Raw genomic sequence first — 26,145 nt, forward strand, 5'->3', positions numbered from 1 at the left:
ATACAGCGCCCCCAGGGGACGGCAGTATGGAGAGAGCACGGCCCGCCAGCCTTGCACCGTCTGAAACCGTGAGGGTGACGAACCCCGGCGGCTCAAGCCCCTTTGTCTTCACCTGCGACCACGCTTCCAACGTCCTGCCCGCCGAGTTCGGGACGCTCGGCCTGCCGGCCGAGGATCTTTCGCGCCACATCGCCTGGGATCCCGGCGCGCTTCCTGTCGCTCGCCGCATGGCCGAAGCGCTCAATGCCATCTTGATCGAGACCCGCGTGTCGCGGCTCGTCGTCGATTGCAACCGGCCGCTCGACGCGCCGGACCTCGTGCCGCCGATTAGCGAGACGACGGCCATCCCTGGGAACACAGATCTATCCGACAAGCAGCGCGCCGCGCGCGTCGACCTTGCCTGGCGCCCGTTCCACGACACGATCGCCCAGATCATCGACGGGCGGCTGGCGCGCGGCCAGGAGACGCGGCTGGTGTCGGTGCACTCCTTCACGCCGGTCTATAAGGGCAAGAACCGGCCATGGCATATCGGCATCATCCATGACGAGGATCGCCGGTTGGCGGCGCCGCTGATATCGGCGCTGCAGCGGCTCTCCGGCGTCACCGTCGGCGTCAACGAACCCTATTCGCCGGCCGACCGCGTCTATTTCACGCTGGAACGGCACGCGCGTTCGCGCGGCCTTGCCTGCGCGATGATCGAAATCCGCAACGACGAAATCTCCGGCGAGACCGGGCAGCGGAAATGGGCGGATCTGCTCACCGGCATATTCTCGAATCTGGAGCCTGACGAGGCCAGGGGCTCCCGACAACGCGCAATGGGAAAGTCAGTACAATCGGCCAGCTAAGAACCAGATAGGGGACTTCCAAAATGAGACCTGAAGAAATCGACAAGTCTGAGGACGTAAAAGTCCTTCACAGCATGGGGTATGCCCAGGAATTGGCTCGCCGCATGAGCGGCTTCTCCAACTTTGCCATTTCCTTCTCGATCATTTGCATACTGGCGGGTGGCATCACCTCGTTCCCGCTGGCCATGGCCACCGGCAGCGGTTTCGAAGCGACCATCGGCTGGGTTATAGGCGGTCTGTTCGCTCTTGTGGTCGCGGCTTCGCTTGGCCAGATCGGTTCGGCCTATCCGACCGCCGGCGGGCTTTACCATTGGTCGTCGATCTTGGGCGGGCGCGGCTGGGGCTGGGCGACGGCCTGGATCAACCTGCTTGGGCTGATCTTCGTTGTCGCTTCGGTCAATGTCGGCGTCTATGCGCTCTTCAAGGACCTCGTTTGGGCCGGCGTGTTCGGCCACGATGTGTCGGCTTGGGGTTATCAGGAGCAGGTGATCGGGGTCGTGATCATCACGGTGACGCAGGCGCTATTCAACCATTTCGGCATCAAGTTGACCACAGCGCTGACCGACTTTTCGGGCTATCTCATCCTGGTCGTTGCGGTGGTGTTGACCGCGATGTTCCTGATCTGGGGCGCGAGCTGGGATTTCTCGCGACTGACCACTTTCGTCAACAACACGGGCGATGCGGGTGGCGGCTATGTGCCGACGGCACGGACGGCGCTGGTCGCCTTCCTGATCGGTCTTCTCTACCCACTATACACCATCACCGGTTTTGATGCCTCCGCCCATACCTCGGAGGAGACCCACAACGCCCGGGTGGCAGTGCCGCGCGGCATGATCCATTCGGTTCTCTGGTCATTGGTCTTCGGCTTCGTCATGGCCGTCTCTTTCGTGCTGGCAAGCCCGGATCTGGCGGCGACTGCCAAGGACGGCGCGAACGCCTGGTTCAATCTCTTCAACAATCTGCCGGCGCCGTTTTGGTTGAAGAGCATCATCGCCATCGCAATCGTGGTAGCAAACTACATCTGCGCGCTGGCTGGACTGACCTCCACCTCGCGCATGATATTCGCCTTCGCGCGTGATGGCGGGCTGCCCGGCTCCTCCATGTGGAAAACCGTCAGCCCGACATGGCGCACGCCGGTGGCGGCGATCTGGCTCGGAGCCGTCCTCTCGGTCGCAGCGACGCTTTACTCGCCGGCTTTCGCGGCTTTGGCGGCCGGCTGTGCCCTGTTCCTCTATGTGTCCTATGCGATGCCGGTGGCGGCTGGCCTTCTTGCTGAAGGCAAAAGCTGGACCGAATTCGGCCCGTTCCGCCTGGGCGTGTGGTCCAAGCCGTTCGCCATTATCACCATCCTCGGCGTTATGGTGTTGATGTACGCGGGTATCCAGCCGCCCTTCGATATCTTGATCAACTATGCCATCGGTTTGATCATCCTTCTCGCGGTGCTGTGGTTCGGCATAGAATCCAAGCGGTTCAAGGGCCCGCCGATCGGGGCCGATATTGCTCGCCGTCAGGCGGAAATTGCAGCAGCCGAAGTGGCGGTTGGCGAGACCGGCCACTGATACTTCGCTTCATGGCCGGCGCAACGCCGGCCATGGTTTTGCTTCTCCCTTTCAATCGACAAGCGCTGGAGTGCCAAAGGAATGGCCGGGAATTTCTCGTTCGATCAGTTGAAGAAAGCGGTCTCTAACGGCGAGATCGACACGGTGCTGGCCTGCATCGTCGATATGCAGGGCCGGCTCTCGGGAAAACGCTTCCTGGCTCAGTATTTCGTCGATTCCGCGCATGGCGAGACGCATGGCTGCAACTATCTCTTGGCCTGCGACATCGATATGGAGCCGGTGCCGGGCTACAAGGCGGCGAGCTGGTCAAAGGGCTATGGCGACTTCGTCATGAAGCCGGACCTGTCGACGCTGCGGCGCATTCCCTGGCTGGAGAAGACGGCGCTGGTCATCTGCGACGTGCTCGACCATCACGACCATGAGGATTTGGCACACTCACCCCGCGCGATTCTGAAGAAGCAGGTCAAGCGCCTGCAGGAGCGCGGCTATATCGGCTATTTCGCCTCCGAGCTCGAATTCTATTTGTTCAGCGAAACCTACGATTCCGCGCGCAAGAAGCACTGGCAGGGGCTCGACAGCGCCTCGCCCTATATCGGCGACTACCAGATCGGCATCACCAGCAAGGAAGAGGGCGTCATGCGCCGGCTTCGCAACGAGATGGAAGCCGCTGGCATTCCGATCGAGAATTCCAAGGGCGAGTGGGGTCCCGGCCAGGAAGAGATCAATGTGCGCTATGCCGAAGCGCTCGAGATGGCCGACCGCCACGTCATCCTGAAGAACGGCGCCAAGGAGATCGCCGATTCCGAGGGCAAGGCGATCTCCTTCATGGCCAAGTACAATTACGGGCTGGCCGGCAATTCCAGCCATATCCACAATTCGCTGTGGAGCGCGGACGGCAAGACGCCGCTGTTCTTCGACAAGACGGCCGACTGGACGCTGTCGAGCCTCGGCCAACAATGGGCGGCCGGGCAGCTCAAATACGCCAAGGAATTCACCTGGTTCCTGGCGCCCTACATTAATTCCTATAAGCGCTTCCAGGCCGGCACCTTCGCGCCGACCAAGATCATGTGGAGCGAGGACAACCGCACCGCCGGCTTCCGGCTGTGCGGCGAGGGCACCAAGGGCATCCGCATGGAATGCCGCATCGGCGGCGCCGATCTCAATCCGTATCTCGCCTTCGCCGCCCTGATCGCGTCCGGCCTTGCCGGCATCGACGAGAAGCTGGAGCTGCAGAAGCCGTTCGTCGGCGACGCCTATCAGGCCTCGCGTCTGCCAGAGATCCCGAAGACGCTGCGCGACGCCACCGAGACACTTTCGAAGTCGAAGATGCTGAAGCAGGCCTTCGGCGACGACGTGATCGAGCACTATGTGCACACCGCCCGCTGGGAGCAGTTCGAATATGACCGCCGCATCACGGATTGGGAGCTGCACAGGGGTTTTGAGAGGTACTAGGGGGCTGGGTTAGGGTCGGCGCCGCCCTCACCCTTACCCTTCCCCCGTGAAGAACGGGGAGAGGGGGTCGCCCGCGCAGGAGCTTCTCCCTTCTCCCCGTTACTATACGGGGAGAAGGTGCCGGCAGGCGGATGAGGGGCGGCGCCAAGCCAAGTGATTTTCGATTGTTGTAAAACTGCGAGGAAGAAATGACCGAAACGGTCAAACTCAAATCCCCCATCGACGGATCGATCTATGCCGAGCGGCCGGTCGCGAACGATCAGGCGATCAACGCGGCGGTCGAGCGCGCCAGGGCGGCGCAAGAAAAATGGGCCGAGACGCCGGTCGTCGAGCGCGGCAAATACATGTTGGCGATGCTGGAAGCCCTGGTTGCGATGACCGACGAGATCGTGCCCGAGATCGCCTGGCAGATGGGCCGGCCGGTACGCTATGGCGGCGAGTTCGGCGGCGTCAAGGAACGCACCAACTACATGGTCGAGATCGCCGAAGCCGCGCTGAAGCCGGTGCTGGCCTCCAACCCGAAGGACGGCTTCCGCCGCTATGTGAAGAAGGTGCCGCTCGGGGTCGTGCTGGTGATCGCGCCTTGGAACTATCCGTATCTCACCGCGGTCAACACGATCGTGCCGGCATTGATGGCGGGCAGTGCCGTTATCCTCAAGCATGCCGCGCAGACGCTGCTGGTCGGCGAGCGCTTCCAGCAGGCTTTCGACAAGGCCGGCCTGCCAAAGGGGCTCTTCCAGAACCTGGTCATGAACCACGCCCAGACCGAGAAGCTGCTCGGCTCCGGCAAGATCGATCATGTCAATTTCACCGGCTCGGTCGGCGGCGGCCGCGCCATCGAGAAGGCCGCGGCCGGCACCTTCATGACGCTCGGCCTCGAGCTCGGCGGCAAGGACCCCGCCTATGTGCTGCCCGACGCTAAGATGGATCATGCGGTCGCCAATCTGGTCGACGGCGCTTTCTTCAATTCCGGCCAGTGCTGCTGCGGCATCGAGCGCGTCTATGTGCACGAGAAGGTCTATGACGCGTTCATCGAGGGTTTTGTCGCCGAGACCAGGAATTATGTCGTCGGCAATCCGCTGGAGCAGGCGACGACCATGGGGCCGATGGCGCAGCCACGCTTCGCCGACCTGATCCGCGAGCAAAAGGCCGAGGCGCTGCGCAAGGGCGCCAAGGCCCATATCGGCATGAAGGTCGAGAACGACAGGCCAGGCTCGCCCTATCTGGCGCCGGAAGTGCTGACCGGGGTCGACCACCAGATGAGCGTCATGCGCGAGGAAAGTTTCGGGCCGATCGTCGGCATCATGAAGGTGCGCAATGACGAGGAAGCGATCGCGCTGATGAACGACAGCCCCTACGGACTGACGGCGTCGATCTGGACGCGCGACACGGAGCGCGCGGTGGCCATCGGCGACCGCGTCGAGACCGGCACGGTGTTCATGAACCGCTGCGACTATCTCGACCCGGCGCTGGTCTGGACCGGCGTCAAGGACACCGGCAAGGGCGCCGCACTCTCGGCCATCGGCTATGACAATCTGACCCGGCCGAAATCCTATCACCTGCGCGAAGCAATCTGACTTTTTGAAAGACAAGACATGTCCAAGCTGATCTCCAAATGGAACTACCCCACCACCGTCCGTTTCGGCGCCGGGCGCATCAAGGAACTGCCGGACGTGCTGGCTGCCGCGGGCATCAAGCGCCCGCTCTTCGTCACCGATCCGGGCCTGGCAAAACTCCCGGTCGTCGCATCGACGCTGAAGATCCTCGACGACGCCAAGGTCCCGTACGGCGTGTTTTCGGAGGTGAAGCCGAACCCGGTCGAGTCCAACCTCACCGCCGGCATCGCCGTGTTCAAGAAGGGCAAGCATGACGGCGTCATCGCCTTCGGCGGCGGCTCGGCGCTCGACCTCGGCAAGCTGATCGCCTTCCAGGCCGGGCAAACGCGCCCGGTATGGGATTTCGAGGACGTCGGCGACTGGTGGACCAGGGCCAATTCGGACGCGATCGCGCCGATCATCGCGGTGCCGACCACGGCGGGAACCGGCTCCGAGGTCGGCCGCGCCGGCGTCATCACCAATGAGGAGACCCACACCAAGAAGGTCATCTTCCATCCGAAGCTTTTGCCGGCGATCGTCATTGCCGATCCGGAGCTGTCGGTCGGCATGCCGGCCTTCATCACTGCAGGCACCGGCATGGACGCGCTTGCGCATTGCCTGGAGGCCTATTGCGCGCCGGGCTACCACCCGATGGCCGACGGCATCGCGGTGGAAGGCATCCGTCTGGTTTTCGAGAACCTGCCCAAGGCCTTTGCCAACGGCAAGGATCTGGTCGCCCGCGCCCATATGATGAGCGCCGCCGCCATGGGCGCTGCCGCCTTCCAGAAGGGGCTGGGCGCCATCCATTCGCTGTCGCATCCGATCGGCGCGCTCTACGACACTCATCACGGCATGACCAATGCCGTGTTCATGCCTTATGTGCTGGCCTTCAACCGCGAGGCGATCGAGGAGCGTATCGCCAGGCTCGCCGCCTATTGCGGCATCAAGGGCGGCTTCGACGGCTTCGCCAAGGCGATCGTCAAGCTGCGCAAGGAACTCAAGGTGCCGCATGCGTTGCCCGGCCTGATCAAGGGCCTCGACATGGACAAGAAGCGCAAGACGCTGATCGCCGACATGGCGGTGGTCGATCCTACGGCCGGCGGCAACCCGGTCAAGCTCACCAAGAAGGCGGCGCTGACGCTGCTCGAAAATGCGATCGCCGGCTCCGTCTGAGAGCCGGCTTTCAATGCCGAAGAGTTGACTGAAGAGGCGTTCCAAAGGGGAAGGGAGAGGGCAAAGGGCAAGGTGAATAACCATTAGCCGGAAAATTAAGCGCGGGCTAATTGCTACAGTCCGTTAAAAAGAGTTAACTTTTTTCGCCGCGGGGATCGGGTTTCAAAAAGCCTTCATCCGGCTGTCACACGAAAACGATACCCGCATCGCAGGCGCTTAAACGCGCCAGTTCAACGGAGAGAACACATGTTCAAGTTCACGGGGAAAGTGCTTTCCCTCTCGGCCGCGGCGCTCTTTGCGTCGACGGTGATTTCGTCCGCGGATTCGCTGGACGATCTCGTCAAGGCCGCGAAGGCTGAAGGCCAGCTCACCACCATCGCGCTTCCGCATGACTGGTGTGGCTACGGGGCAGTGATCGACGGTTTCAAGGCTAAGTATCCGGGGATCACCATCAACGAGCTCAATCCCGACGCCGGCTCGGGCGACGAGGTCGAGGCGATCAAGGCCAACAAGGACAACAAGGGCCCGCAGGCGCCTGACGTCATCGACGTCGGCCTGTCCTTCGGCCCGACCGCCAAGAAAGACGGCCTACTGATGCCCTACAAGGTGTCGACCTGGGACTCGATCCCGGACAGCGCCAAGGATGCCGATGGTGCCTGGTATGGCGATTATTACGGCGTGCTCGCCTTCGAGGTGAACAAGGATCTGGTCAAGGAATCGCCGACCGACTGGGCTGACCTGCAGAAGCCGGAATTCGCCAACTCGGTCGCGCTTGCCGGCGATCCGCGTGCTTCGAACCAAGCCATTCAGGCCGTTTATGCTGCAGGCCTTTCCGGTGGCGCCGCTGCTGGTGAAGCCGCGGGCACCGCCGGCCTCGAATACTTCAAGAAGCTCAATGCGGCCGGCAATTTCGTGCCGGTCATTGGCAAGACGGCGACGCTCGCCCAGGGCCAGACGCCGATCCTCGTCACTTGGGACTACAACGCGCTTTCGGGCCGCGACACGCTGAAGGGCAACCCGCCCGTCGACGTCATCGTGCCGAAGACCGGCGTCGTCGCCGGCGTCTATGTGCAGGCGATCAGCGCCTTTGCGCCGCATCCGAACGCCGCCAAGCTGTGGATGGAGTATCTCTATTCCGACGAAGGCCAGATCGGCTGGCTGAAGGGCTACTGCCATCCGATCCGCTTCAACGATCTCGCCAAGAACGGCAAGATTCCGGCGGACGTGCTGGCCAAGCTGCCGCCGGCGGAGTCGTACGCTTCCGCCGTGTTCCCGACGCTCGACGAGCAGGGGAAGGCCAAAGAAGCCATCACCAAGAATTGGGACGCCACTGTCGGCGCCAATGTGAAGTAACAGGGTGATATCGACCGGGCGGCCCTGGCCGCCCGGCCTCGTTTCAGAACGGTAACCGGCGCATGACCGATCTCTCGCTCTCCAACAAGGCTATTGCGGGAAAGACCGCGCCGCCGGCAGAGGCTCGGAGCCTGAGGCTGCCGACGCAGTGGCTTGGCGTCACGCCTTTCTTCATCTTCGCCGTGATGTTCCTGATCCTGCCCACGCTCTATCTGATGCTGGGCGCTTTCCAGAATGAGGCAGGCGAATTCACCTTCGCAAACATCGTCGCGCTCTTTTCGGCCAACATCGTTGCAGCTTATTGGATCTCGATAAAGGTCAGCCTGGCGTCATCACTCATCGGCGCCTTAGCCGGCCTTGCCATCGCCATCGCCATCGTGCGCGGCGGGCTGCCCGACTGGATACGTTCAGCGACACTGACCTTCTCGGGCGTCGCATCCAATTTCGCCGGCGTGCCGCTCGCGTTTGCTTTCATCGCGACGCTTGGGCGGGTCGGTCTCGTCACTGTCTTGCTCAACACGCTGGTCGGCCTGAACCTCTACGCGCATGGCTTCAACCTGCTATCGTTCTGGGGTCTGACGATCACCTATGTCTATTTCCAGATTCCGCTGATGGTGGTCATCATCGTGCCCGCGATCGACGGGCTGAAACGGGAATGGGGCGAGGCCGCCGCCACGCTCGGCGCCACCCAGGCGCAATATTGGCGCATGGTGGTCATTCCGGTGCTTTGGCCGAGCTTCCTGGGCACCGTCATCCTGCTCTTCGCCAATGCGTTCGGAGCAATCGCAACCGCCTATGCGCTGACCGGCTCGTCGCTTAACATTGTTCCGATCCTGCTCTATGCGCAGATCCGCGGCGACGTGCTGCACAATGCCCATCTCGGCTATGCGATCGCCTTCGGCATGATCTTCATCACCGGGCTTGCCAACATCTTCTACATCTGGTTTCGGACCCGCTCGGAGAGGTGGCTCAAATGAAGGCTGGCAAATTCTGGGCCTGGGCCGTCTTCATCCTCGGCGCGGCCTATTTCTTCATACCGCTGATCGCGACAGTCGAGTTCTCGCTGCGCATGCGGCGCGGTGTCTATTCCTTCGATGCCTACAAGGTCGTGCTGGGCGACAGCCAGTTTCAGGCTACCTTCATATTTTCCGTGGTCGTCGCCATCTTCACGATTCTCCTGGGCGTGCTGGTCGTGGTGCCAACCGCCTATTGGATCCGCCTGCGCCTGCCCCAATTGCGCCCGGTGGTCGAGTTTATCACCTTGTTGCCGTTGGTTATCCCAGCCATCGTCATCGTTTTCGGCTATATCAGAATGTATGGCTCGAATTCGCCGCTGCCGTTTCTCGGGTCGAATTTGGGAGCGAACGCGCTGCTGGTCATCGGCTACGCGGCACTCGCGCTGCCCTATATGTACCGGGCCGTGGACACCGGTCTTCGCACCATCGACGTTCGCACGCTGACGGAGGCTGCGCAGATTCTGGGGGCAGGCTGGGGTACGATCATCACTCGGGTTATTCTGCCCAATGTGCTGATCGCGGTGCTGTCGGGCGCGTTCCTCACCTTCGCCATCGTCATTGGCGAATTCACCATGGCCAGTCTGCTCAATCGCCCTGCCTTCGGTCCGTATCTGCAGAACCTTGTGGCTAATCGCGCCTACGAACCGGCCGCGCTGTCCATCATCGCCTTCGTGATAACCTGGGGCTGCATGTCCCTGATCCAGATTCTGTCGCGTTTCGCGCCAAGATCGGCGAACCGCCCCAACTGAGCGAAGAGCATCGAAAGAAAAAAGCCATGGCCGAGCCGTTCCTCTCCATCCAGCATGTGCGAAAATCCTTCGGCGCCACAACAGTGGTCGAGGACTTCAATCTCGATGTCGCGCCGGGCGAATTCGTCTCCTTCCTGGGGCCGTCCGGCTGCGGCAAAACCACGGTGCTGCGTATGGTCGCCGGCTTCGAGGAGCCCTCGGCCGGCAAGATCGTCGTCGGCGGCAAGGACATAACCAGGCTGAAGCCCAACCAGCGCAATGTCGGCATGGTGTTCCAGGCCTACGCGCTGTTTCCGAACCTGACGGTGGCGCAGAACATCGCCTTCGGACTGAAGGTAGGTGGCATGCCGAAGGCCGATGCCGACAGGCGCGTCGCTGAGATGCTCGACATCATCAAGCTGCCGCAGATGGCCGATCGCTATCCCTACCAGCTTTCCGGCGGCCAGCAGCAGCGCATCGCGCTCGCGCGGGCGATTGCGCCGAAGCCGAAGCTGCTTTTGCTCGACGAGCCGCTGTCGGCGCTCGACGCCAAGGTGCGCGTGTCGCTGCGCGAGGAAATCCGATCGATCCAGAAGAAGCTCGGCATCACCACCATCTTCGTCACGCATGACCAGGAAGAGGCGCTGTCGATCTCCGACCGCATCGCGGTGATGTATGGCGGCAAGGCCGAGCAGGTCGGCACGCCGTTCGAGATCTACAACCGGCCGGCCACCAAATTCGTCGCCAATTTCGTCGGCACGCTCAACGTGCTGGAAGGCAAGGTCACCGACGCCGCGTCCGGCAAGGTGCAAGTCAACGCCCAGGAAGTGTCGCTCAAGGGCAAGCTCAACGGCTCGAAGTCAGGCGACACGCTGTCGCTGGCGCTGCGGCCCGAAGCCATCTCGCTGGGGCGCCAGCCTGGCCACGACACCAGCCTGTCGGGCGAGATCGCCGAAGTGCATTTCCTCGGCTCCGTCATCCGCGTGCGCGTCGGCATCGGCGGCAACACGGTATCGCTCGATACCTTCAACAACTCGGCGACACCGCCCCCTGCCGTAGGCGACAAGGCGGACATCTCCTTCTCATCGGGCGATATGCTGGTTTTGCATTAGGGAAAGAGTGAATGGTGAATGGCGATCAGCACTTTACGTGCTCGAGATCTTCTGATGATTCACCATTCACCATTCACCATCACTTTTGCAGTGCCAAACGCCTGGTTCCATCGTTACGATGAGCCATGGCGCTGTTCGAACTCACCCTTGTCCTGCTGCTCATCGCCGTCGCGCTGACGGCGGTATCGCGATGGCTGGAGGTACCTTACCCGTCGCTGCTGGCGCTTGCCGGCGTTGGGCTTGCCTTCGTGCCGGGCGCGCCGATGATCGAGATCGATCCGGAACTGGCGCTGGCGCTGTTCATCGCGCCGGTGCTGCTCGATGCCGCCTATGACACCTCGTTGCGCGACCTGAAGCGCTACCGGCTGTCGCTTGCCCTGCTGGCGCTTGGCGCGGTCGTCTTCACCGCGGTGGTCGTTGCCTTTGTCGGCTGGAAGATGGCCGGCCTGCCGATCGCGGCGGCGATCGCGCTCGGCGCCATCGTCGCGCCGCCGGACGCAGTCGCCGCAAGCGCGGTGCTCAATCAGTTCAAGGTGCCGCACCGTCTGACTGCGATCCTGCAGGGCGAGAGCCTGCTCAACGATGCCACGGCGCTGCTGATCTACCGGATATCGGTTTCAGCCGCCATCGGCACACTCATGCTCAAAGACGCAGTGCCCGTCGTCCTGCTTGCAACGGTCGGCAGTGTTATCGCCGGCTATCTGTTCGGCCGAGTGTCGCGGCTCACGCTGACACGCATCGAGGACGCGGCAAGCAGCACCGTGGTGCAGTTCGCCGGAACCTTCGCCGTCTGGATCATTGCCGACAAGCTCGGCCTCTCCGCCATCATCACCATCGTCGTCTATGCCATCACCATCGCGCGCACCACGCCGCGCCGCATGTCGGCCAGACGCCGCGTCAGCGCTTATTCGGTCTGGGAATCGGCGGTGTTCGTGCTCAATGTGCTGGCGTTTGTGCTGATGGGCCTGCAGGCACGGTCGATCATCGGCCGGCTGGCCGGCGATGGGCAAGGCGAGGCATTCGTCTTCGCCGCGACGGTTCTTACCGTCGTCATCGTGGCGCGCCTCGTCTGGGTGGCGGGGTATGTCGCGATCATCCGATGGTTTGCCCGCAACGACAGCGAGGAAGAAAAGCAGGATGCGCCGACATTTGCCGGTGCCGCGCTTGTCGGCTGGTGCGGCATGCGCGGGCTGGTGACGCTGGTCGCCGCCATTGCCTTGCCGGCCGGCTTTCCCGGGCGTGACCCGATCGTGCTTGCCGCTTTCGCGGTCGTGCTCGGCACGCTGGTGCTGCAAGGCATGAGCCTGAAGGTTCTGCTGCGCTGGCTCAATTTCCCGCGCGATTGGACGATCGATCGCGAGGTGGCCGAAGCGCGCGTCGCCATCATGCAGGCCGCGCTCGATGTGCTGAGCCGCAAGACCTCGTCGGCTGCCGCCGTCGTGCGCGAGCAGTACGAAGCGCAGCGGCGGATCGCCGAAAATCCCGACGACGCGCAGGCCGCGACGGAATACGACCGGTTGCGCCTCTACGCCATCAAGCGGCAGCGGGACACGCTGGAGGAACTGCGCAGCAACGGCACGATCGGCGACGAAGCCTATCACCGGCTGGAGGAGGAGATCGACTGGTCGGAACTTGCGGCGTCGCCCGCCGGAAGCTTCCAGCCGCTGACGACTTATTAGAGCGCCGGTTCGCCGATTTCCACTGGACTATTCCGCTTGCCCCGCCGGTCCATTGCAACGCAAGGGGCGTGGCGCTACTGCGATCACCAGAAGTGAGCCGGTTAATCAATGAAGCTGATCAGCTACAATATCCAGTATGGCTACGGCAGCGACGGGCGCTACGATCTCAGCCGCTGCGCCAGGCTGGTGGACGGCGCCGACATCGTCGCGCTGCAGGAGGTGGAGCGGCATTGGCAACGCAGCAACGAGGACGACCAGCCCGAGATCCTGTCCAGCTTGCTGCCCGGCTATTACTGGGCTTACGGCCCGGCCTTCGACATGGATGCCAGCGAGAAGCGTGATGGCCGCGTCGTCAACCGCCGGCGGCAATTCGGCACGATGGTGCTGTCGAAGCTGCCGATCGTCTGGTCGCGGCTGCACACTTTGCCGCAGCGGCGGACGCTGAGGCCGCTCAACACTCGCAATGCGGCGCTCGAATGCATGATCCGCACGCCGGCGGGACCAGTGCGGGTGCTTTCGTTGCATCTGGCGCATATCGCGGCTGAAGAGCGGCTGGAGCAGATCGATTACCTGCTTGCCGAACATCGCCGCGCGCCGTCCGACGGCGGCCCCTGGAGCGGCGTCGACGACGAGCCGCAGCGCAACTGGTCGAACGGCCAGCCGGAACCGGAAAACCCGTTGGCGGCGATCTGGCTGGGCGACTTCAACATGGAGCCGGGCAGCGCCGAATACCGGCGCATCGTCGGCGATACACCCTACCATCACGGCGCTGCCTATATCGACGGATTCGTCGATGCCGCGGCCGTCGCCGGCGAGCCGGGGCCGGATTTCCACACGCACGAAAAGGTCATCGACGGCAGGCGGGCGAAACGACGGCTCGATCATTGCTTCGTCGGCGGCATGCTGGCCGGGAGGGTGCGTTCTGTGAGCGCCGATATCGGCGAGGTGGCTTCCGACCATTTCCCGCTGAGGGTCGATATCGATCTTGAAATGCCAGGCATCGCCTCCGGCCTGGCGGGCAGGTGAGGCAGGCATGACGCTGTTCGTCGTCCTGGCGGTGCTTTCGGCGGCGGCCATGCATGCGATCTGGAACGCGTTGGTCAAGGTGCATCTCGACCGCTTCCTGTCGATCACACTGATGACGCTCGGCATGGGCTTTGCGGCGCTGGTCGCGCTTCCCTTCGTCGAGGTGCCAAAGGCCGAAGTTTGGCCCTATATCTTCGCCTCGTTGATCTTCCACATGGGCTACCGCACTTTCTTGATCGGCGCCTACAAGGCCGGCGATTTCGCCCAGACTTATCCGCTGGCGCGCGGCACCGCACCATTGCTCTCGGCGCTCGGCGGCATCGTCCTGATCGGCGAGGTCCCGGCGCCGTTCGCCATCCTCGGCATCGTGCTTCTGTCGGCGGGCACGCTGGTCATGTCGTTCCGGGGCGGGGCGCATCTGGAGAAGCTCAATTTGCGCGCGGTCGGCTTTGCGCTCGGCACATCGATCTTCATCGCCAGCTACACACTCTCCGACGGCAGCGGCGCGCGGCTGGCGGCAACTGCGCAAAGCTATGCGGCCTGGCTGTTCGTCTGCGATGCGACGTGGGCGCTTTTGCTGTGCATCTTCTTTCGCGGGCCGCGGTCGCTTCCTGTGTTGGCGCGCGACTGGAAGGCCGGGCTGTTCACCGGCGTGCTCAGCGGCGCGGCCTATTGGATCGTGATGTGGGCAATGACCAAGGCGCCGATCGCCTCGGTCGCGTCGCTGCGCGAGACCTCGATCCTGTTCGCCATGCTGATCTCAGTGCTGGCGCTGGGCGAGAAGATGACCGTCTGGCGCGCGGCCGCGGCGCTCGGCATCGTTGCCGGCGTCGCGGCGCTCAGGATGGGTTAAAAACAGACCCTCAACCGAGCACGGTCATCACCTGGCCGCGCTTTTCCGGACTGAAGCGGATGACGACGATGAGGCAGACGGCGACCACGCCGGCAAACAGGGCCAGCGCAAAGCCGTAGCTGCTTCCCGGCGCTTCGGCGATGCCGGCCTGATAGGGACCGCCATAGGAAGCGGCGAGGTTGCCGGCCTGATAGATGAAGCCGGGCAGCGTCGCCCGCACCGAGCCCGGCGACAATTCGTTGAGATGCACCGGGATAACGCCCCAGGCGCCCTGCACCGCGACCTGCATGATGAATGCGCCGATCGCCAGCATGAAGGGCGTGGTCGTGTAGGCCCAGAGCGGGATTGCCGGCAGGGCGATCACACAAGCGAGCGTGATGGCGTTGATGCGGCCAATCTTCTCGGACAGCGCGCCGAAGGCCAGGCCGCCGACGATCGCGCCGATATTGGCGACGATGGTGATCCAGCTCACCGTGTGCGTGTCGAAGCCGTGCTGCTTCTTCAGGAAGGTCGGATAGAGGTCCTGCGTGCCATGGCTGAAGAAGTTGAAGAACATCATCAGCACCACGGCGTAGAGCGCGATCCGCCAGTGCTTCCGCAACGTTTCTAAAAGGCCGGGCCGCGTCTGGGCGCGGCCTTCGACGAAGGCCGGCGATTCCGGCACATGCGAGCGGATGAAGAGCACGATCAGCGCCGGCAGGAAGCTCAGGAGGAACATGGCGCGCCAACCGAAGGTGAAGTCGCCGATCTTCTGCCGGTAGAGCAGCCCGTAGACGACCGCGGCCAGCAGATAGCCGGCCGGATAGCCGCATTGCAGAATGCCCGAGACCGTGCCGCGCGCGCTCGGCGGAATGGATTCCATGGCGAGCGAGCTGCCCAGACCCCATTCGCCTCCCATGGCTATGCCGAACAGGGCACGCAGCGCCAGGAATATGCCGAGATTGGGCGAGAAGGCGGCCAAGGCGCCGATCACCGAATAGCTGACGATATTGAGCATCAGAATGGGCTTGCGGCCGTATCTGTCGGCAAGCACGCCGAAGAAGAACGCGCCGATGAAACGCGTCGCCAGTGTCAGGAACAGTGCTTTGGAGACCGCCGGCACGTCGGTCTGGAATTCAGCGGCAATATCGGTGAGCAGGAATGTCAGAAGGAAGAAATCAAAAGCGTCGAGCGTCCAGCCGAGGAACGATGCGGTTACGGTTTTCTTCTGCTCGAGGGTGAGGTTCAAGGCAGTGCTCCTTTTGCATCCCCCGAAAGCACGATATGTTCCAGGGCGGGCAAAAGAGAACGGGACGGCCGCCGGATTTGAGCCGGCGAGCGGTCACATTTGCGTCACCTCCAGATCGATGACCATCAGCCCGTCGGTGCCGCCTTCGAGCGCGGCGACCAGGCGCGCGCCGGCGCGCTGATGCGCCTCGTGAACGAGGTAGGCGTCGCGGGCGGCGGCATCGCGGAAGTCGATGGTGAAACCGTGACCGAAGCCGCGCCCGAACGGCTCCGGGCTGACATTGGCGCTGAATTGGACCCTGTCCATGCCGGCGATAACGGCGCGCAAGGCTTCGAGATCAGCGTGAATCGCCGCGCGCTCGATTTCAGGGACGTCGTCGCGAAAGCGGACAAAGACGCAATGCCGGATCTTCGTTGATGCCTCATGCCGCCTGGTTGCCCTTGAACACGGCCGGCGGCAGCGGCTCGCGGCCGAGGATGAGATCGGCGCCTTTTTCCCCGACCATGATCGTCGGCGCATTCGTGTTGGAGGAGGGAACGCGCGGCATCACCGACGCATCGCAGACGCGCAGACCTTCGATGCCGCGCAGCCTCAAATCCGGCGTCACCACGGCCATCGCATCATGCCCCATGCGGCAGGTGCCGACGGGGTGGTGGTCGGTCTTCGATGTGCGGCAGGCGTAGTCGAAAAGGTCCGCGTCGCTTTGCAGGGCAGGGCCGGGCAGCACCTCGCGCAGCACATAGGGCTGCAGCGCCTTCTGCCGCATGATCTCGCGGGCCAGCCGCAGGCCCTTGATCGACATGTCGCGGTCGTAAGGATCGGACCAGTAGTTCGGATCGATCAGCGGGTGGTCGGCCGGGTCGGCGCTCTTCAGTCGCACCGTGCCGCGCGAGCGCGGGCGCAGGAAGGCGGAGTTCAGCGTCACGCCCGGATTCTTCAGCTTCTCGACGCCGGCCTCGATGCCGGAGCCGAGGCCGAGATGGAACTGGATGTCGGGCGAGGCGGCGGTCGGGTCGGCGTACCAGAAGCCGCCGGTCTCGAACAGGCTTGAGGCGACGGGGCCCTTCTTGAGCAGTACATATTGCAAGCCGGCCCACATCGTGCGGTGCAGCTTGGCGTAATTGTCGTAGGTGTGGTCGCCGGTGCATTCGGCGATGACGAAGAGGTCGAGATGATCCTGCATGTTGGAGCCGACGCCGGGCAGGTCATGCACGGGCGTGACGCCAACCGATTTCAGATGGTCGGCCGGGCCGATGCCCGATTGCATGAGGAGCTTTGGCGAGCCGATCGCGCCCGACGAGACGATCACCTCGCGTTCGGCGCGCAGGATCGTCTTTTCGCCACTCGGCTTGCCGACGATCTCCACGCCGACGGCGCGGCCCTTCTCGACGACGACGCGGGTGACGAGCACGTCGGTCCTGACCGTCAGGTTCTTGCGGCTGCGGATCGGCTTCAGATAGGCCACGGAGGCTGATGAACGCCGCGCATCCTTCTGGGTCAGCTGATAGTAGCCGACGCCTTCCTGGCTGGCGCCGTTGAAGTCGGGGTTGAACGGAATGCCCATTTCCTGCCCGGCGCGAAAATAGGCCTCGCAGATCGGCAGCGGCGAGATCGGGTTGGAGACGCCGAGCGGTCCCTGGTCGCCATGGAAATCGTTGGCGAAGCGCTGGTTGTTCTCGGCGCGCTTGAAATAGGGCAGCACATCGCGATAGCCCCAGCCGGCCAGTCCCTCTTCCTTCTCCCAGGCGTCATAGTCGCGGGCATTGCCGCGCGTGTAGATCTGGGCGTTGATCGATGAGCCGCCGCCGACGACCTTGGCCTGTGTGTACCAGAAGACGCGGTCCTTCATGTGCCTCTGCGGCACTGTCGACCAGCCCCAGGAGGCGATGCCCTTGGTCATTTTGGCAAAGCCCGCCGGCATGTGGATCAGTGGATGCCAGTCCTTGCCGCCGGCCTCCAAAAGCAGAACGGAATTGGACGAATCCTCGCTCAGCCGGTTGGCGAGAACGCAGCCGGCCGGACCGGCGCCGACGATGATGTAGTCAGCCATGGTTCCTCACAAGCGTGGCACGGAGAGCGCGCCGTCGACATCGATGACCGATCCGGTCGAAAAGGCGAACTTTTCGGAGGCAAGCGCGGCCACGACGGCGCCGATGTCGCTGGCCTCGCCCCAGCGTTTTGCCGGCACCAAGCCGTCCTCGATCAGCGCATCATATTTGGCTGAAACGCCAGCCGTCATATCGGTTCGGATGATGCCCGGCCGGACCTCGAACACGCCGATATTTTCGGGTGCGAGCCGCAGCGCCAGGTTCTTCACCCACATCGAAAGCCCGGCCTTGGAGATGCAGTAGTCGGCACGTTCCGGCGAAGCCATAGCGGCGCTCACCGAGGTGATGGTGATGATCGATCGGACGGCGTTTGCGGGTGCCGCAAGCATGACCTTGGCGACGGCCTGGCTGAGGAACACTGTACCGCGCAGGTTGATATCCAGAGCGCGGTCGAAATTCTCCGGCTTCAGCTCCAACAGATCGCCGCGCACCACGGCGCCGACGCCGGCGTTGTTGACCAGGCAATCGATGCGGCCGAAGGCGTCCGCGGCTGCTTCGACCAGTTTCGAATGGCGGGCGAGGTCGGCGATATCGCATTGAGCGTAGGCGAATTTCGCGCTGCGCGTATCGATGTTTTCGGCAAGCCCAGCCGCAGGCTTCTCAGCAAGATCGGCGATCAGAATGTCGAAACCGGCATCCGCCAGCGCCTCGGCGCAGGCGAGGCCGATGCCGCGCGCGCCGCCGGTGACGATGGCTGCCGGGCGGGTCATTGGAGACTGGCCTCTTGGATGCCGGCGCCGCCCCTCATCGCCCTGCCGGGCACTTCTCCCCGTATAGTGACGGGGAGAAGGATGCTGTCGCCGGCTTCGCCAGTCGCAAGCGTTGCAGAATGGGTATCGGCGTTGCGGCCAGCGCTCTTCTCCCCGTTTACGGGGAGAAGGTGCCGGCAGGCGGATGAGGGGCGGCGCCGGCCTGTCATGAAGAAAGCTCCGTCTTGCGGATGTAGTCCGCCACGCGCAGCGCTTGCGCCGCGATCGACAGCGCCGGATTGACGGCGGCCGATGTCGGCAGGAAACCGCCGTCGACGACGAACAGGTTTTGATGGTCCCAGGCACGGCAGAAGGGGTCGAGCGGCGATGTTGCGGGGTCGTTGCCCATCTTCACGGTGCCGCATTGGTGCGACGGCGTGCGCTTGTCGAAGGGCCGCGACAGCACGATCGGATAGCCGCAGGCGCGAAGGTTCTCGCGCATGACCTTGGTCAGGCCATCCAGCGACTGCATGTTGGAGCGCCGCCACTGCATGATGATCTCCTTGCCATCGACCATGATGCGGCTTTCGGGATCGGGCAGGTCCTCGCACATCAGGTACCAGTCGACGGCGTGGCCGGCCATGAAGTCGAGCACGAATTTCGGCATCCTCTTCACATTGGCCTTCAGCATGTTGCCATCGATCTTGCCGAGCAGTTGCACATTGCCGAGCGGCTTGCCGCGCTTTCCGTCGGACAGATAATAGTCGTTGAGCATCAGCGTCTTCTGGTAGACGCTATCGTTACGGCGGCGCGGATCGATGGCCAGCATCGCGCTCGAATTGTGGTTCATGAAATTGCGTCCGACCTGGTCGGAGCTGTTGGCGAGGCCCTTGCCCGTCGCCGACGGCGAGCGCAGCAGGATGGCGGCCGAATTGATCGCGCCGGCCGACAGGATGACGAGCTTCGGCGACAGCCTCTTCTGTGCGCCGTTTTGTATGTAGTGGATGGCGGCGATCGACCTGCCGTCCGGCGTGGTTTCGAGCCAGTCGACATGCGCGCCGGTCTCGAGGCGGATGTTCTTGTCGGTGAGCGCCGCCGTCAGCGGTCCAGTCTGGGCGTCGATCTTGCCCTGGCCGGTGTTGGGGAAGGCGTCCCAGCCCGTCCTGCCGTCCTTCAGCCAGGCCTCGATGTCGACGCCGAGCGGTAGCGAGGCAGGATGGAGTCCAAGGCTCTTCAGCTCGGCGCGGGCGCGCGCGATCGGCGGCTCGTCCGGCACCGGCTTGAAGGCGTAGGGGATCGAATGGAACGGCTCGGTCGGGTCTTCACCCAGCGTGCCGTGCACGCGAAAAAGCTGCTCGGCCTTCGAATACCACGGCTCGAATTCGTCATAGGAAAACGGCCAAGCCGGCGAGATGCCGCCGAAATGCTCGAGCTCGGAAAAATCCTCCTTGCGGTAGCGGATCAGGACGGCGCCGAAGAATTTCGAATTGCCGCCGACATAGTAGTAGTTGCCGGGGTTGAAGGCGGCACCGCCGGCCTCGCGCCACATCTCCTTCGGCCGGTAGTGCTCGTCGATGAAGATGGAGCGCGTCGAGCGCGCATGCGGCGTCGCGGGCAGCGGCTCGCCGCGCTCCAGGATCAGGATCGAGGCGCCGCTGCCGGCCAAGCCGGAGGCGATCGTGGCGCCGCCGATGCCGGAGCCGATGATGACGATATCCGGGTTTGCCATAGCTTTTAAAGAATGCGCTTCTCGGTCGCCGGGTCGAAGAACACCGCCTTGCTCAGGTTGAAGGCCAAAGGCGTGCTGGTGCCGGGCTGGATATTCGCATCAGCTCTCAGCCGCGCCACCACGCCCTTGCCGCCCAGATTGGTGACGGCGAACGTATCTGATCCCGCCGGCTCCACCACTTCGATATGGCAGTCGGCGGTGGCGATGTTCGAACCGTTGCGTTCCGCACCTTCCGGGTCGGTCAGCGCTTCGGGGCGCACGCCGAAGATCACCGGCTTATCCTTGAAGGCCGCAAGGCCGGTAGGCGCGCCGGGCATCGGCAGCACGATCGGCTGGCGCGCTTCGCGGTCCAGAACCACCGACAGCCCGCTGCCGTTAGCATCGATCTTGGCCGGGATCAGGTTCATCGCCGGCGAGCCCATGAAGTCGGCGACAAAGATGTTGGTCGGGTTGTTGTAGATCTCGGCCGGCGTGCCGAATTGCTGCACCTCGCCGTCGCGCATGACGGCGATCTTGGTCGCCAGCGTCATCGCCTCGATCTGGTCGTGCGTGACATAGACGATGGTCGTGCCGGTCGTGGCATGCAGGCGTTTGATCTCGATGCGCATGTCGACGCGCAGCTTGGCGTCGAGATTGGAGAGTGGTTCGTCGAACAGGAAGAGTTTCGGGTCGCGGACCAGCGCCCGGCCCATGGCGACGCGCTGCCGCTGGCCGCCGGAAAGCTGACTGGGCTTGCGGTTGAGGAGATGGCCGATCTGCAGGATCTTCGCCACCTTGTCGATCGCCGCCTGGCGTTCCGCCGCCGGCACGCCGCGCATCTCCATGCCGAAGGCGATGTTGCCGGCAACCGTCATATTCGGGTAGAGCGCATAGCTCTGGAACACCATGGCGATGTCGCGCTTCGAAGGATGCAGGTCGTTGATCGCGCGGCCGTCAACGCGGATCTCGCCCTCGGTGATCTGCTCCAGGCCGGCAATGGTGTTGAGCAGCGTAGACTTGCCGCAGCCGGAAGGGCCGACGAGCACCAGAAAGCCGCCCTTCTCGAGCTCGACATTGATGCCCTTCAGGATCTCGACATTCCCGAAGCGCTTCTTCAGCCCATCAATTTCCAGAAAAGCCATGGTCGTTCCTTCCGAATGTGGTCAGCCCTTGACCGCGCCCGCCATCAGCCCGCGCACGAAATAGCGGCCGGCGACGACATAGACGATCAGGGTGGGGAGCGCGGCAATCATCGCCGCCGCCATGTTGACGTTGTATTCGACGACGCCCGTCGAGGTGTTGACGACGTTGTTCAGCGCCACCGTCATCGGCATCACGTCGCCGGAGCCGGCATAGGCAGAGGCGAACAGGAAGTCGTTCCAGATGTTGGTGAACTGGTAGATCACCGTCACAACGATGATCGGCAGCGAATTGGGCAGCATGATGCGCCGGAATATCTGGAAGAAGGACGCGCCGTCGACCTGTGCCGCCTTAACCAACTCGGTCGGGAAGGCCTCGTAATAATTGCGGAAGAACAGCGTTGTGAAGCCGAGGCCGTAGACCACATGGACGAAGACCAGGTTCACGGTCGAATTGCCGAGACCGAAGTTGAACCCGGTCGCGTTCTGCAGGGTGACGCCGAAGCGGCCGAGGCTGCCGAGGATCGTGGCCATCGGCAACAGCACCGACTGGAACGGGATGAAGCAGGCGAACAGCATCATGGCAAAGACCAGCGTGTGGCCGCGGAAGCGCCATTTGGTCAGCACATAGCCGTTGAGCGCGCCGAGCAGCGTCGAGATCAGCACCGCCGGCACGACCATTTTGATGGAGTTCCAGAAATAGCCCTTCATGCCGACGCAGGTCAGGCCCGAGCAGACTTCGCTCCACGCCTTTATCCATGGCGCGAAGGTCGGCGCATGCGGCAGCGACAGCATGTTGCCGTTCTGGATCTCGTCCATGGTCTTGAACGAGGTGACCAGCATGACGAAGAGCGGCATCAGATAGAAGATCGCGAACAGCCCAAGCAGCCCGTAGATGACGATGCGGTTGATTGTCCTCGCGCGGGCGCCGCTTGCGGCTTGGCCGGCGGGTGAAGCGACGGCGCTCATCGCGACTTCTCCCTGAGCTCGGAATAGAGATACGGAACGATGATGGCGGTGATGGTCATCAGCATGATCACCGCGCTTGCCGAGCCGACTGCCATTTCGTTGCGCTTGAAGGTGAACTCATACATGAAGTTGGACGGCAGCCAGGCTGAGCCGCCGGGCCCGCCGCTGGTCAGCGCCACGACAAGGTCATAGGACTTGATGGCCAGGTGCGCGAGCACGATGAAGGCCGATAGGAAGACGGGCCTGAGCAGCGGGATGACGATGCGGCGATAGAGCTGGAAGGTGGAAGCGCCGTCGATCTGCGCGGCCTTCATGATCTCGCCGTCGATGCCGCGCAGGCCGGCCAGGAACATCGCCATGACGAAACCGGACGCCTGCCAGACGCCGGCGATCACCACGGTGTAGATGACAAAATCCTTGTTCTTGATCCAGTCGAAATGAAAGCTCGTCCAGCCCCACTGATGCAGCGTCTGTTCCAGTCCGAGGCCGGGATCGAGGAACCATTTCCAGGCGACGCCGGTGACGATGAAGGAGAGCGCCATCGGGTAGAGGTAGATCGGCCTGAGCACGCCTTCGCCGCGGATCTTCTGGTCGAGCAGGATGGCCAGGAACAGGCCGAGCGCCAGGCAGATCAGGATGTAGAGGAAGCCGAATATGCCCATATTGGTGATCGAGGTGTACCAGCTCGACGGCGGGTCGCTCTCGAAGGTCCAGCGCCACAGCCGCTGATAGGCGCGGGCTCCGGTGACGGCATAGGACGGGAATGTCTTGGAATTGGTGAAGGACAGATAGATCGTCCACAGGATGAAGCCATAGACAAAGACGATCGTCGCCGCGAAACTCGGCGCCAAAACGATCTTCGGCAGCAGATCCTGCAGCCGCGACCGAACCGACGCGCCAGGACGGGCGTCATGCTCCGGTGTCAGCTTGATCCGGGTTTCGGCAACTGTGCTCATAGGCTCGTCCAGTACCGGTTGGTCGGAAACCGCCCGGCGCGAAACGCGCCAGGGTCTTTCCCGCGCCTTTGTCGACGGGAGACCTCCCCCGCCGAAGCGGGGGAGATCCGAGTTCAAGCAACGGCTTACTTGGCGTCGTCGATCGCCTTGACCAGCTCGGTCACGGCTTCGTCGGAGGTCTTGATCTGACCATGGACGAACTTCGACACGACATCCTTGTAGGCATTGGCGACGGCCGGCGGGGCACCGTAGCCCTGCGCCAGCGAGCCGAACAACGTGCCGCCCTCATTGGCCTTCTTCAGGTCGGCGATGCCCTTCTTGCCGCAAGCATCGAAGTCGGTATCAGGCACGTCGGTGCGGGCCGGGACCGAACCCTTCACGACGTTGAAGGCCGACTGGAAGCTCTTCGACAAAGTGGCGGTGGCGAGTGCCACCTGAGCGGCCTTGCGGTCCTCCGGCACGTTGAACATGCCGAACATGTCGGAGTTGTAGATCACCGAGCCGTCGGTGCCTGGGAAGCGGTAGCACAGGAAGTCGGTGCCCGGGGTCTTGTTGGCGGCGTGGAACTCGCCCTTGGCCCAGTCGCCCATGACTTGGACCAGCGCATCGCCCTTGATGACCATGGCGGTGGCGAGATTCCAGTCGCGGCCCGAGAAGTTAGGGTCGACATATTTGACGAGCTTGGCGAGGTTGTCGAACGACTTCTTCATCGTGTCGGACTTGAGCGACTCCTCATCGAGGTCGTTCATCGCCTTCTTGTAGAATTCCGGTCCGCCGGTCGACAGCACGACGGAATCGAACATGGTCGCTTCCTGCCAGTTCTGGCCGCCGAGTGCCAGCGGGATGACGCCCGCGGCCTTGGCCTTGTCGAGCAACGCCACGAAGTCGTCGAAGGTCTTCGGCTCGGTGCCGCCGATCTTCTCCATCACCGCCTTGTTGATCCACAGCCAGTTGACCGAGTGGACGTTGACCGGAGCGGCGACCCATTTGCCGTCATAGACGGAGAACTTCTGCAGGGCGGCCGGAACCGACTTGTCCCAGCCTTCCTTCTTGGCGGTCTCGGTGAGGTCGCCCATGACGCCGGCAGCGGCATAGTCGAGCACGGTGTAGCCGAGCATCTGAGAGGCGGTCGGGTAATTGCCGGCCGCGACCATCGCCTTCAGCGCGGTCATGGCGGCATCGCCGCCGCCGCCGGCCACCGGCACGTCCTTCCAGGCATAGCCTTCCTTGGCCAGATCCTGCTTCAGCACGTTCAGAGCAGCCGCTTCGCCGCCCGACGTCCACCAATGCAGCATCTGCACTTCCTTGACGTCCGCGGCGTGCGCCGAGAACGCAAAGCTCGTCGCAAGAGCCGTTCCGATAAGCAGTTTGCGCAACATGTACTACCTCCCTTGTTGCATTCACAGAACCGGCGGGTGTCCGCCGGGGTCTCCCAACTCAGCCGACCCACCATCCGGTGCGCTGGCCGCGATGAAACTGGATAGTCTTTTCCTCGGTATAATCCTCGACAGCGCGTTTGCCGAGTTCGCGTCCCAGACCCGACTGCTTGTAGCCGCCGAAGGGCAGTTCGGGATAACCTTCCATGAACGTATTCACCCAAACCGTCCCCGAACGCACGCCGCGCGCCACCGACATGCACGTGTCGATACCGGCGCTCCACACCCCTGCAGACAGACCATAGGGCGTGTTGTTGGCAATGCGCAATGCCTCTTCAATCGTTTCAAAAGTGAGCACGGACAGCACTGGTCCGAACACTTCCTCGCGCGCGATCGCCATATCCTCCGTGACGTCACGGATGATGGTCGGATCGAGATATTGACCGGCGTTGGATGGAAGCCGCGCGCCACCGGCGAAAACGCTGCCGCCGTCGGTTTTCGCCGCTGTCACATAGCCGGCTACCTTTTCCATATGGTCGGCCGAGATCATCGCGCCGACCTTGGTGCGATCGTCGAGCGGATCGCCGACGCGGACCTTCTGGGACAGCGCCTTGACCGCGTTGAGGAAGTCGTCGGCGATCGCCTCATGCACGATCAGGCGGCTGCCGGCATTGCAGCATTCGCCGGCGTTGAAGAAGCCGCCGAACACTGCGGCATCCGCAGCGGCCTCGAGGTCGGCGTCAGGGAAGACGATCTGGCCGTTCTTGCCGCCGAGTTCCATCGAAACCTTCTTCAAGGAATCGGAAGCGGCGGCCATGGTTGTCTTGCCGACACGGGTCGAGCCGGTGAAGGAGACCATCTCGACCAGCGGATGGGCGACCATCGGCGCGCCGACATCGGCGCCGTAGCCTGCGAGAATGTTGACGACGCCAGCCGGCAGCCCGGCCTCGAGCAGGATGTCGCCGAGCACGAAAGTGGAAGCGGACGTCATCTCGCTCGGCTTCACCACCGCCGTGCAGCCTGCGGCGAGCGCGAAAGGCAGCTTTTGGCTGACGATCAGGAAAGGGAAATTCCACGGCGTGATGATCGAGACGACGCCGATCGGTTCGCGCAGCACTACGCCCAGCATGGAATCGCCGAGATTGGCGTAACTTTCGCCATGCAGCGTGCGGGCAAGCGAAGCGGCATAGCGCCAGATGTTGATCGCGCCACCGATCTCGTCGCGCGCCTGGGCGATCGGCTTGCCGGATTCCAGCGCGTCGAGCCGCGCGATCTGCTCCAGCTGGGTCTCGATCAGGTCGGCCGCCTTCAGCAGAACCGCCGCGCGTTCCGACGCCTTGATCCGCGGCCACGGGCCGGTCTCGAAAGCCTTGTGCGCGGCCTGCACCGCCGCCTCGACTTCTGTCGCGCCCGCTTGCGCGTAACGGGACACGACGAAGCCGTGGCCTGGGCTGGCGCGCTCTATGCTGCGGCCGTCGCAGGCATCGACATGCCTGCCGTCGATCAGCAGCTTATAGGCCTTCGGCGCCTCAGACGCCTCGGCCGGCATGGCAATGTTGAGGGGTGCGTTCATCATGTCTT

The 26,145-nt window shown here is 63.2% G+C and carries 22 protein-coding genes; 12 read left to right on the forward strand and 10 right to left on the reverse strand.

Features of this window, described 5'->3' with window-relative positions; all coding sequences use genetic code 11:
* The first annotated feature begins 26 nt into the window (after nt 1-26).
* From LB523_RS13865 to LB523_RS13920, 12 genes are all read left to right on the forward strand, one after another.
* Nucleotides 27-845 (forward strand): N-formylglutamate amidohydrolase, encoded by an 819-nt coding sequence (locus LB523_RS13865; protein ID WP_224603303.1) that lies wholly within the window; start codon nt 27-29, stop codon nt 843-845.
* Between the two features lie 23 nt (nt 846-868).
* Nucleotides 869-2,404, forward strand: a complete 1,536-nt coding sequence (locus LB523_RS13870; RefSeq protein ID WP_224603304.1) for an amino acid permease — start codon at nt 869-871, stop codon at nt 2,402-2,404.
* Between the two features lie 81 nt (nt 2,405-2,485).
* Nucleotides 2,486-3,856: a glutamine synthetase family protein gene (locus LB523_RS13875; protein WP_140842215.1), complete on the forward strand. Its 1,371-nt coding sequence runs from the start codon at nt 2,486-2,488 to the stop codon at nt 3,854-3,856.
* A 188-nt stretch (nt 3,857-4,044) separates the two neighbouring features.
* On the forward strand, nt 4,045-5,433 hold the full coding sequence (locus tag LB523_RS13880) for an aldehyde dehydrogenase family protein (RefSeq protein WP_224603305.1): 1,389 nt from the start codon (nt 4,045-4,047) through the stop codon (nt 5,431-5,433).
* Between the two features lie 18 nt (nt 5,434-5,451).
* On the forward strand, nt 5,452-6,624 hold the full coding sequence (locus tag LB523_RS13885; RefSeq protein ID WP_224603306.1) for an iron-containing alcohol dehydrogenase: 1,173 nt from the start codon (nt 5,452-5,454) through the stop codon (nt 6,622-6,624).
* Nucleotides 6,625-6,870: 246 nt separating this feature from the next.
* Nucleotides 6,871-7,977 carry an ABC transporter substrate-binding protein gene (locus LB523_RS13890; RefSeq protein ID WP_224603307.1) on the forward strand — a complete coding sequence of 369 codons (1,107 nt, stop codon included), beginning with the start codon at nt 6,871-6,873 and terminating at the stop codon, nt 7,975-7,977.
* 62 nt (nt 7,978-8,039) lie between these two features.
* Complete coding sequence (locus tag LB523_RS13895) at nt 8,040-8,954, forward strand: ABC transporter permease (protein WP_140842203.1); 915 nt, start codon at nt 8,040-8,042, stop codon at nt 8,952-8,954.
* Nucleotides 8,951-9,742: an ABC transporter permease gene (locus LB523_RS13900; protein ID WP_224603308.1), complete on the forward strand. Its 792-nt coding sequence runs from the start codon at nt 8,951-8,953 to the stop codon at nt 9,740-9,742. The genes LB523_RS13895 and LB523_RS13900 overlap by 4 nt, the downstream gene beginning before the upstream one ends.
* A 26-nt stretch (nt 9,743-9,768) precedes the next feature.
* Complete coding sequence (locus LB523_RS13905; protein ID WP_140842199.1) at nt 9,769-10,833, forward strand: ABC transporter ATP-binding protein; 1,065 nt, start codon at nt 9,769-9,771, stop codon at nt 10,831-10,833.
* A gap of 125 nt (nt 10,834-10,958) precedes the next feature.
* A complete protein-coding gene (locus LB523_RS13910; RefSeq protein WP_224603309.1) occupies nt 10,959-12,512 on the forward strand; it encodes a cation:proton antiporter in 1,554 nt (517 codons plus the stop codon).
* Between the two features lie 108 nt (nt 12,513-12,620).
* Complete coding sequence (locus LB523_RS13915) at nt 12,621-13,538, forward strand: endonuclease/exonuclease/phosphatase family protein (RefSeq protein WP_224603312.1); 918 nt, start codon at nt 12,621-12,623, stop codon at nt 13,536-13,538.
* Between the two features lie 7 nt (nt 13,539-13,545).
* Nucleotides 13,546-14,391: an EamA family transporter gene (locus LB523_RS13920; RefSeq protein WP_224603313.1), complete on the forward strand. Its 846-nt coding sequence runs from the start codon at nt 13,546-13,548 to the stop codon at nt 14,389-14,391.
* Between the two features lie 10 nt (nt 14,392-14,401).
* On the opposite strand, the gene LB523_RS13925 is transcribed toward LB523_RS13920, so the two are convergent.
* The 10 genes from LB523_RS13925 to LB523_RS13970 form a co-directional block, all read right to left on the reverse strand.
* Nucleotides 14,402-15,619 (reverse strand): MFS transporter, encoded by a 1,218-nt coding sequence (locus tag LB523_RS13925; protein ID WP_224603314.1) that lies wholly within the window; start codon nt 15,617-15,619, stop codon nt 14,402-14,404.
* A gap of 93 nt (nt 15,620-15,712) precedes the next feature.
* Nucleotides 15,713-16,027, reverse strand: coding sequence for a Dabb family protein (locus tag LB523_RS13930; RefSeq protein WP_318011961.1), 315 nt, complete (start codon nt 16,025-16,027; stop codon nt 15,713-15,715).
* Nucleotides 16,028-16,040: 13 nt separating this feature from the next.
* Nucleotides 16,041-17,669, reverse strand: coding sequence for a GMC family oxidoreductase (locus tag LB523_RS13935; protein ID WP_224603317.1), 1,629 nt, complete (start codon nt 17,667-17,669; stop codon nt 16,041-16,043).
* 6 nt (nt 17,670-17,675) lie between these two features.
* Nucleotides 17,676-18,437 carry a 3-ketoacyl-ACP reductase gene (locus tag LB523_RS13940; protein WP_224603318.1) on the reverse strand — a complete coding sequence of 254 codons (762 nt, stop codon included), beginning with the start codon at nt 18,435-18,437 and terminating at the stop codon, nt 17,676-17,678.
* Nucleotides 18,438-18,642: 205 nt separating this feature from the next.
* Nucleotides 18,643-20,145 (reverse strand): GMC oxidoreductase, encoded by a 1,503-nt coding sequence (locus LB523_RS13945; RefSeq protein WP_224603324.1) that lies wholly within the window; start codon nt 20,143-20,145, stop codon nt 18,643-18,645.
* A 5-nt stretch (nt 20,146-20,150) separates the two neighbouring features.
* The gene (locus LB523_RS13950; RefSeq protein WP_224524121.1) at nt 20,151-21,266 is read right to left on the reverse strand and encodes an ABC transporter ATP-binding protein; all 1,116 of its coding nucleotides are present in this window, start codon (nt 21,264-21,266) and stop codon (nt 20,151-20,153) included.
* A 21-nt stretch (nt 21,267-21,287) separates the two neighbouring features.
* Nucleotides 21,288-22,232 carry a carbohydrate ABC transporter permease gene (locus tag LB523_RS13955; RefSeq protein ID WP_224603326.1) on the reverse strand — a complete coding sequence of 315 codons (945 nt, stop codon included), beginning with the start codon at nt 22,230-22,232 and terminating at the stop codon, nt 21,288-21,290.
* A complete protein-coding gene (locus tag LB523_RS13960) occupies nt 22,229-23,188 on the reverse strand; it encodes a carbohydrate ABC transporter permease (protein WP_224603331.1) in 960 nt (319 codons plus the stop codon). Before LB523_RS13960 ends, LB523_RS13955 begins: the two co-directional genes overlap by 4 nt.
* Before the next feature lie 125 nt (nt 23,189-23,313).
* A complete protein-coding gene (locus tag LB523_RS13965) occupies nt 23,314-24,567 on the reverse strand; it encodes an ABC transporter substrate-binding protein (RefSeq protein WP_095766309.1) in 1,254 nt (417 codons plus the stop codon).
* A 58-nt stretch (nt 24,568-24,625) separates the two neighbouring features.
* Nucleotides 24,626-26,137 carry an aldehyde dehydrogenase family protein gene (locus LB523_RS13970; protein WP_224603771.1) on the reverse strand — a complete coding sequence of 504 codons (1,512 nt, stop codon included), beginning with the start codon at nt 26,135-26,137 and terminating at the stop codon, nt 24,626-24,628.
* Nucleotides 26,138-26,145: the final 8 nt, after the last annotated feature.

Origin of the sequence: Mesorhizobium sp. ESP-6-4 (assembly GCF_020164735.1) — a bacterium.
Taxonomy (GTDB): Bacteria; Pseudomonadota; Alphaproteobacteria; order Rhizobiales; family Rhizobiaceae; genus Mesorhizobium.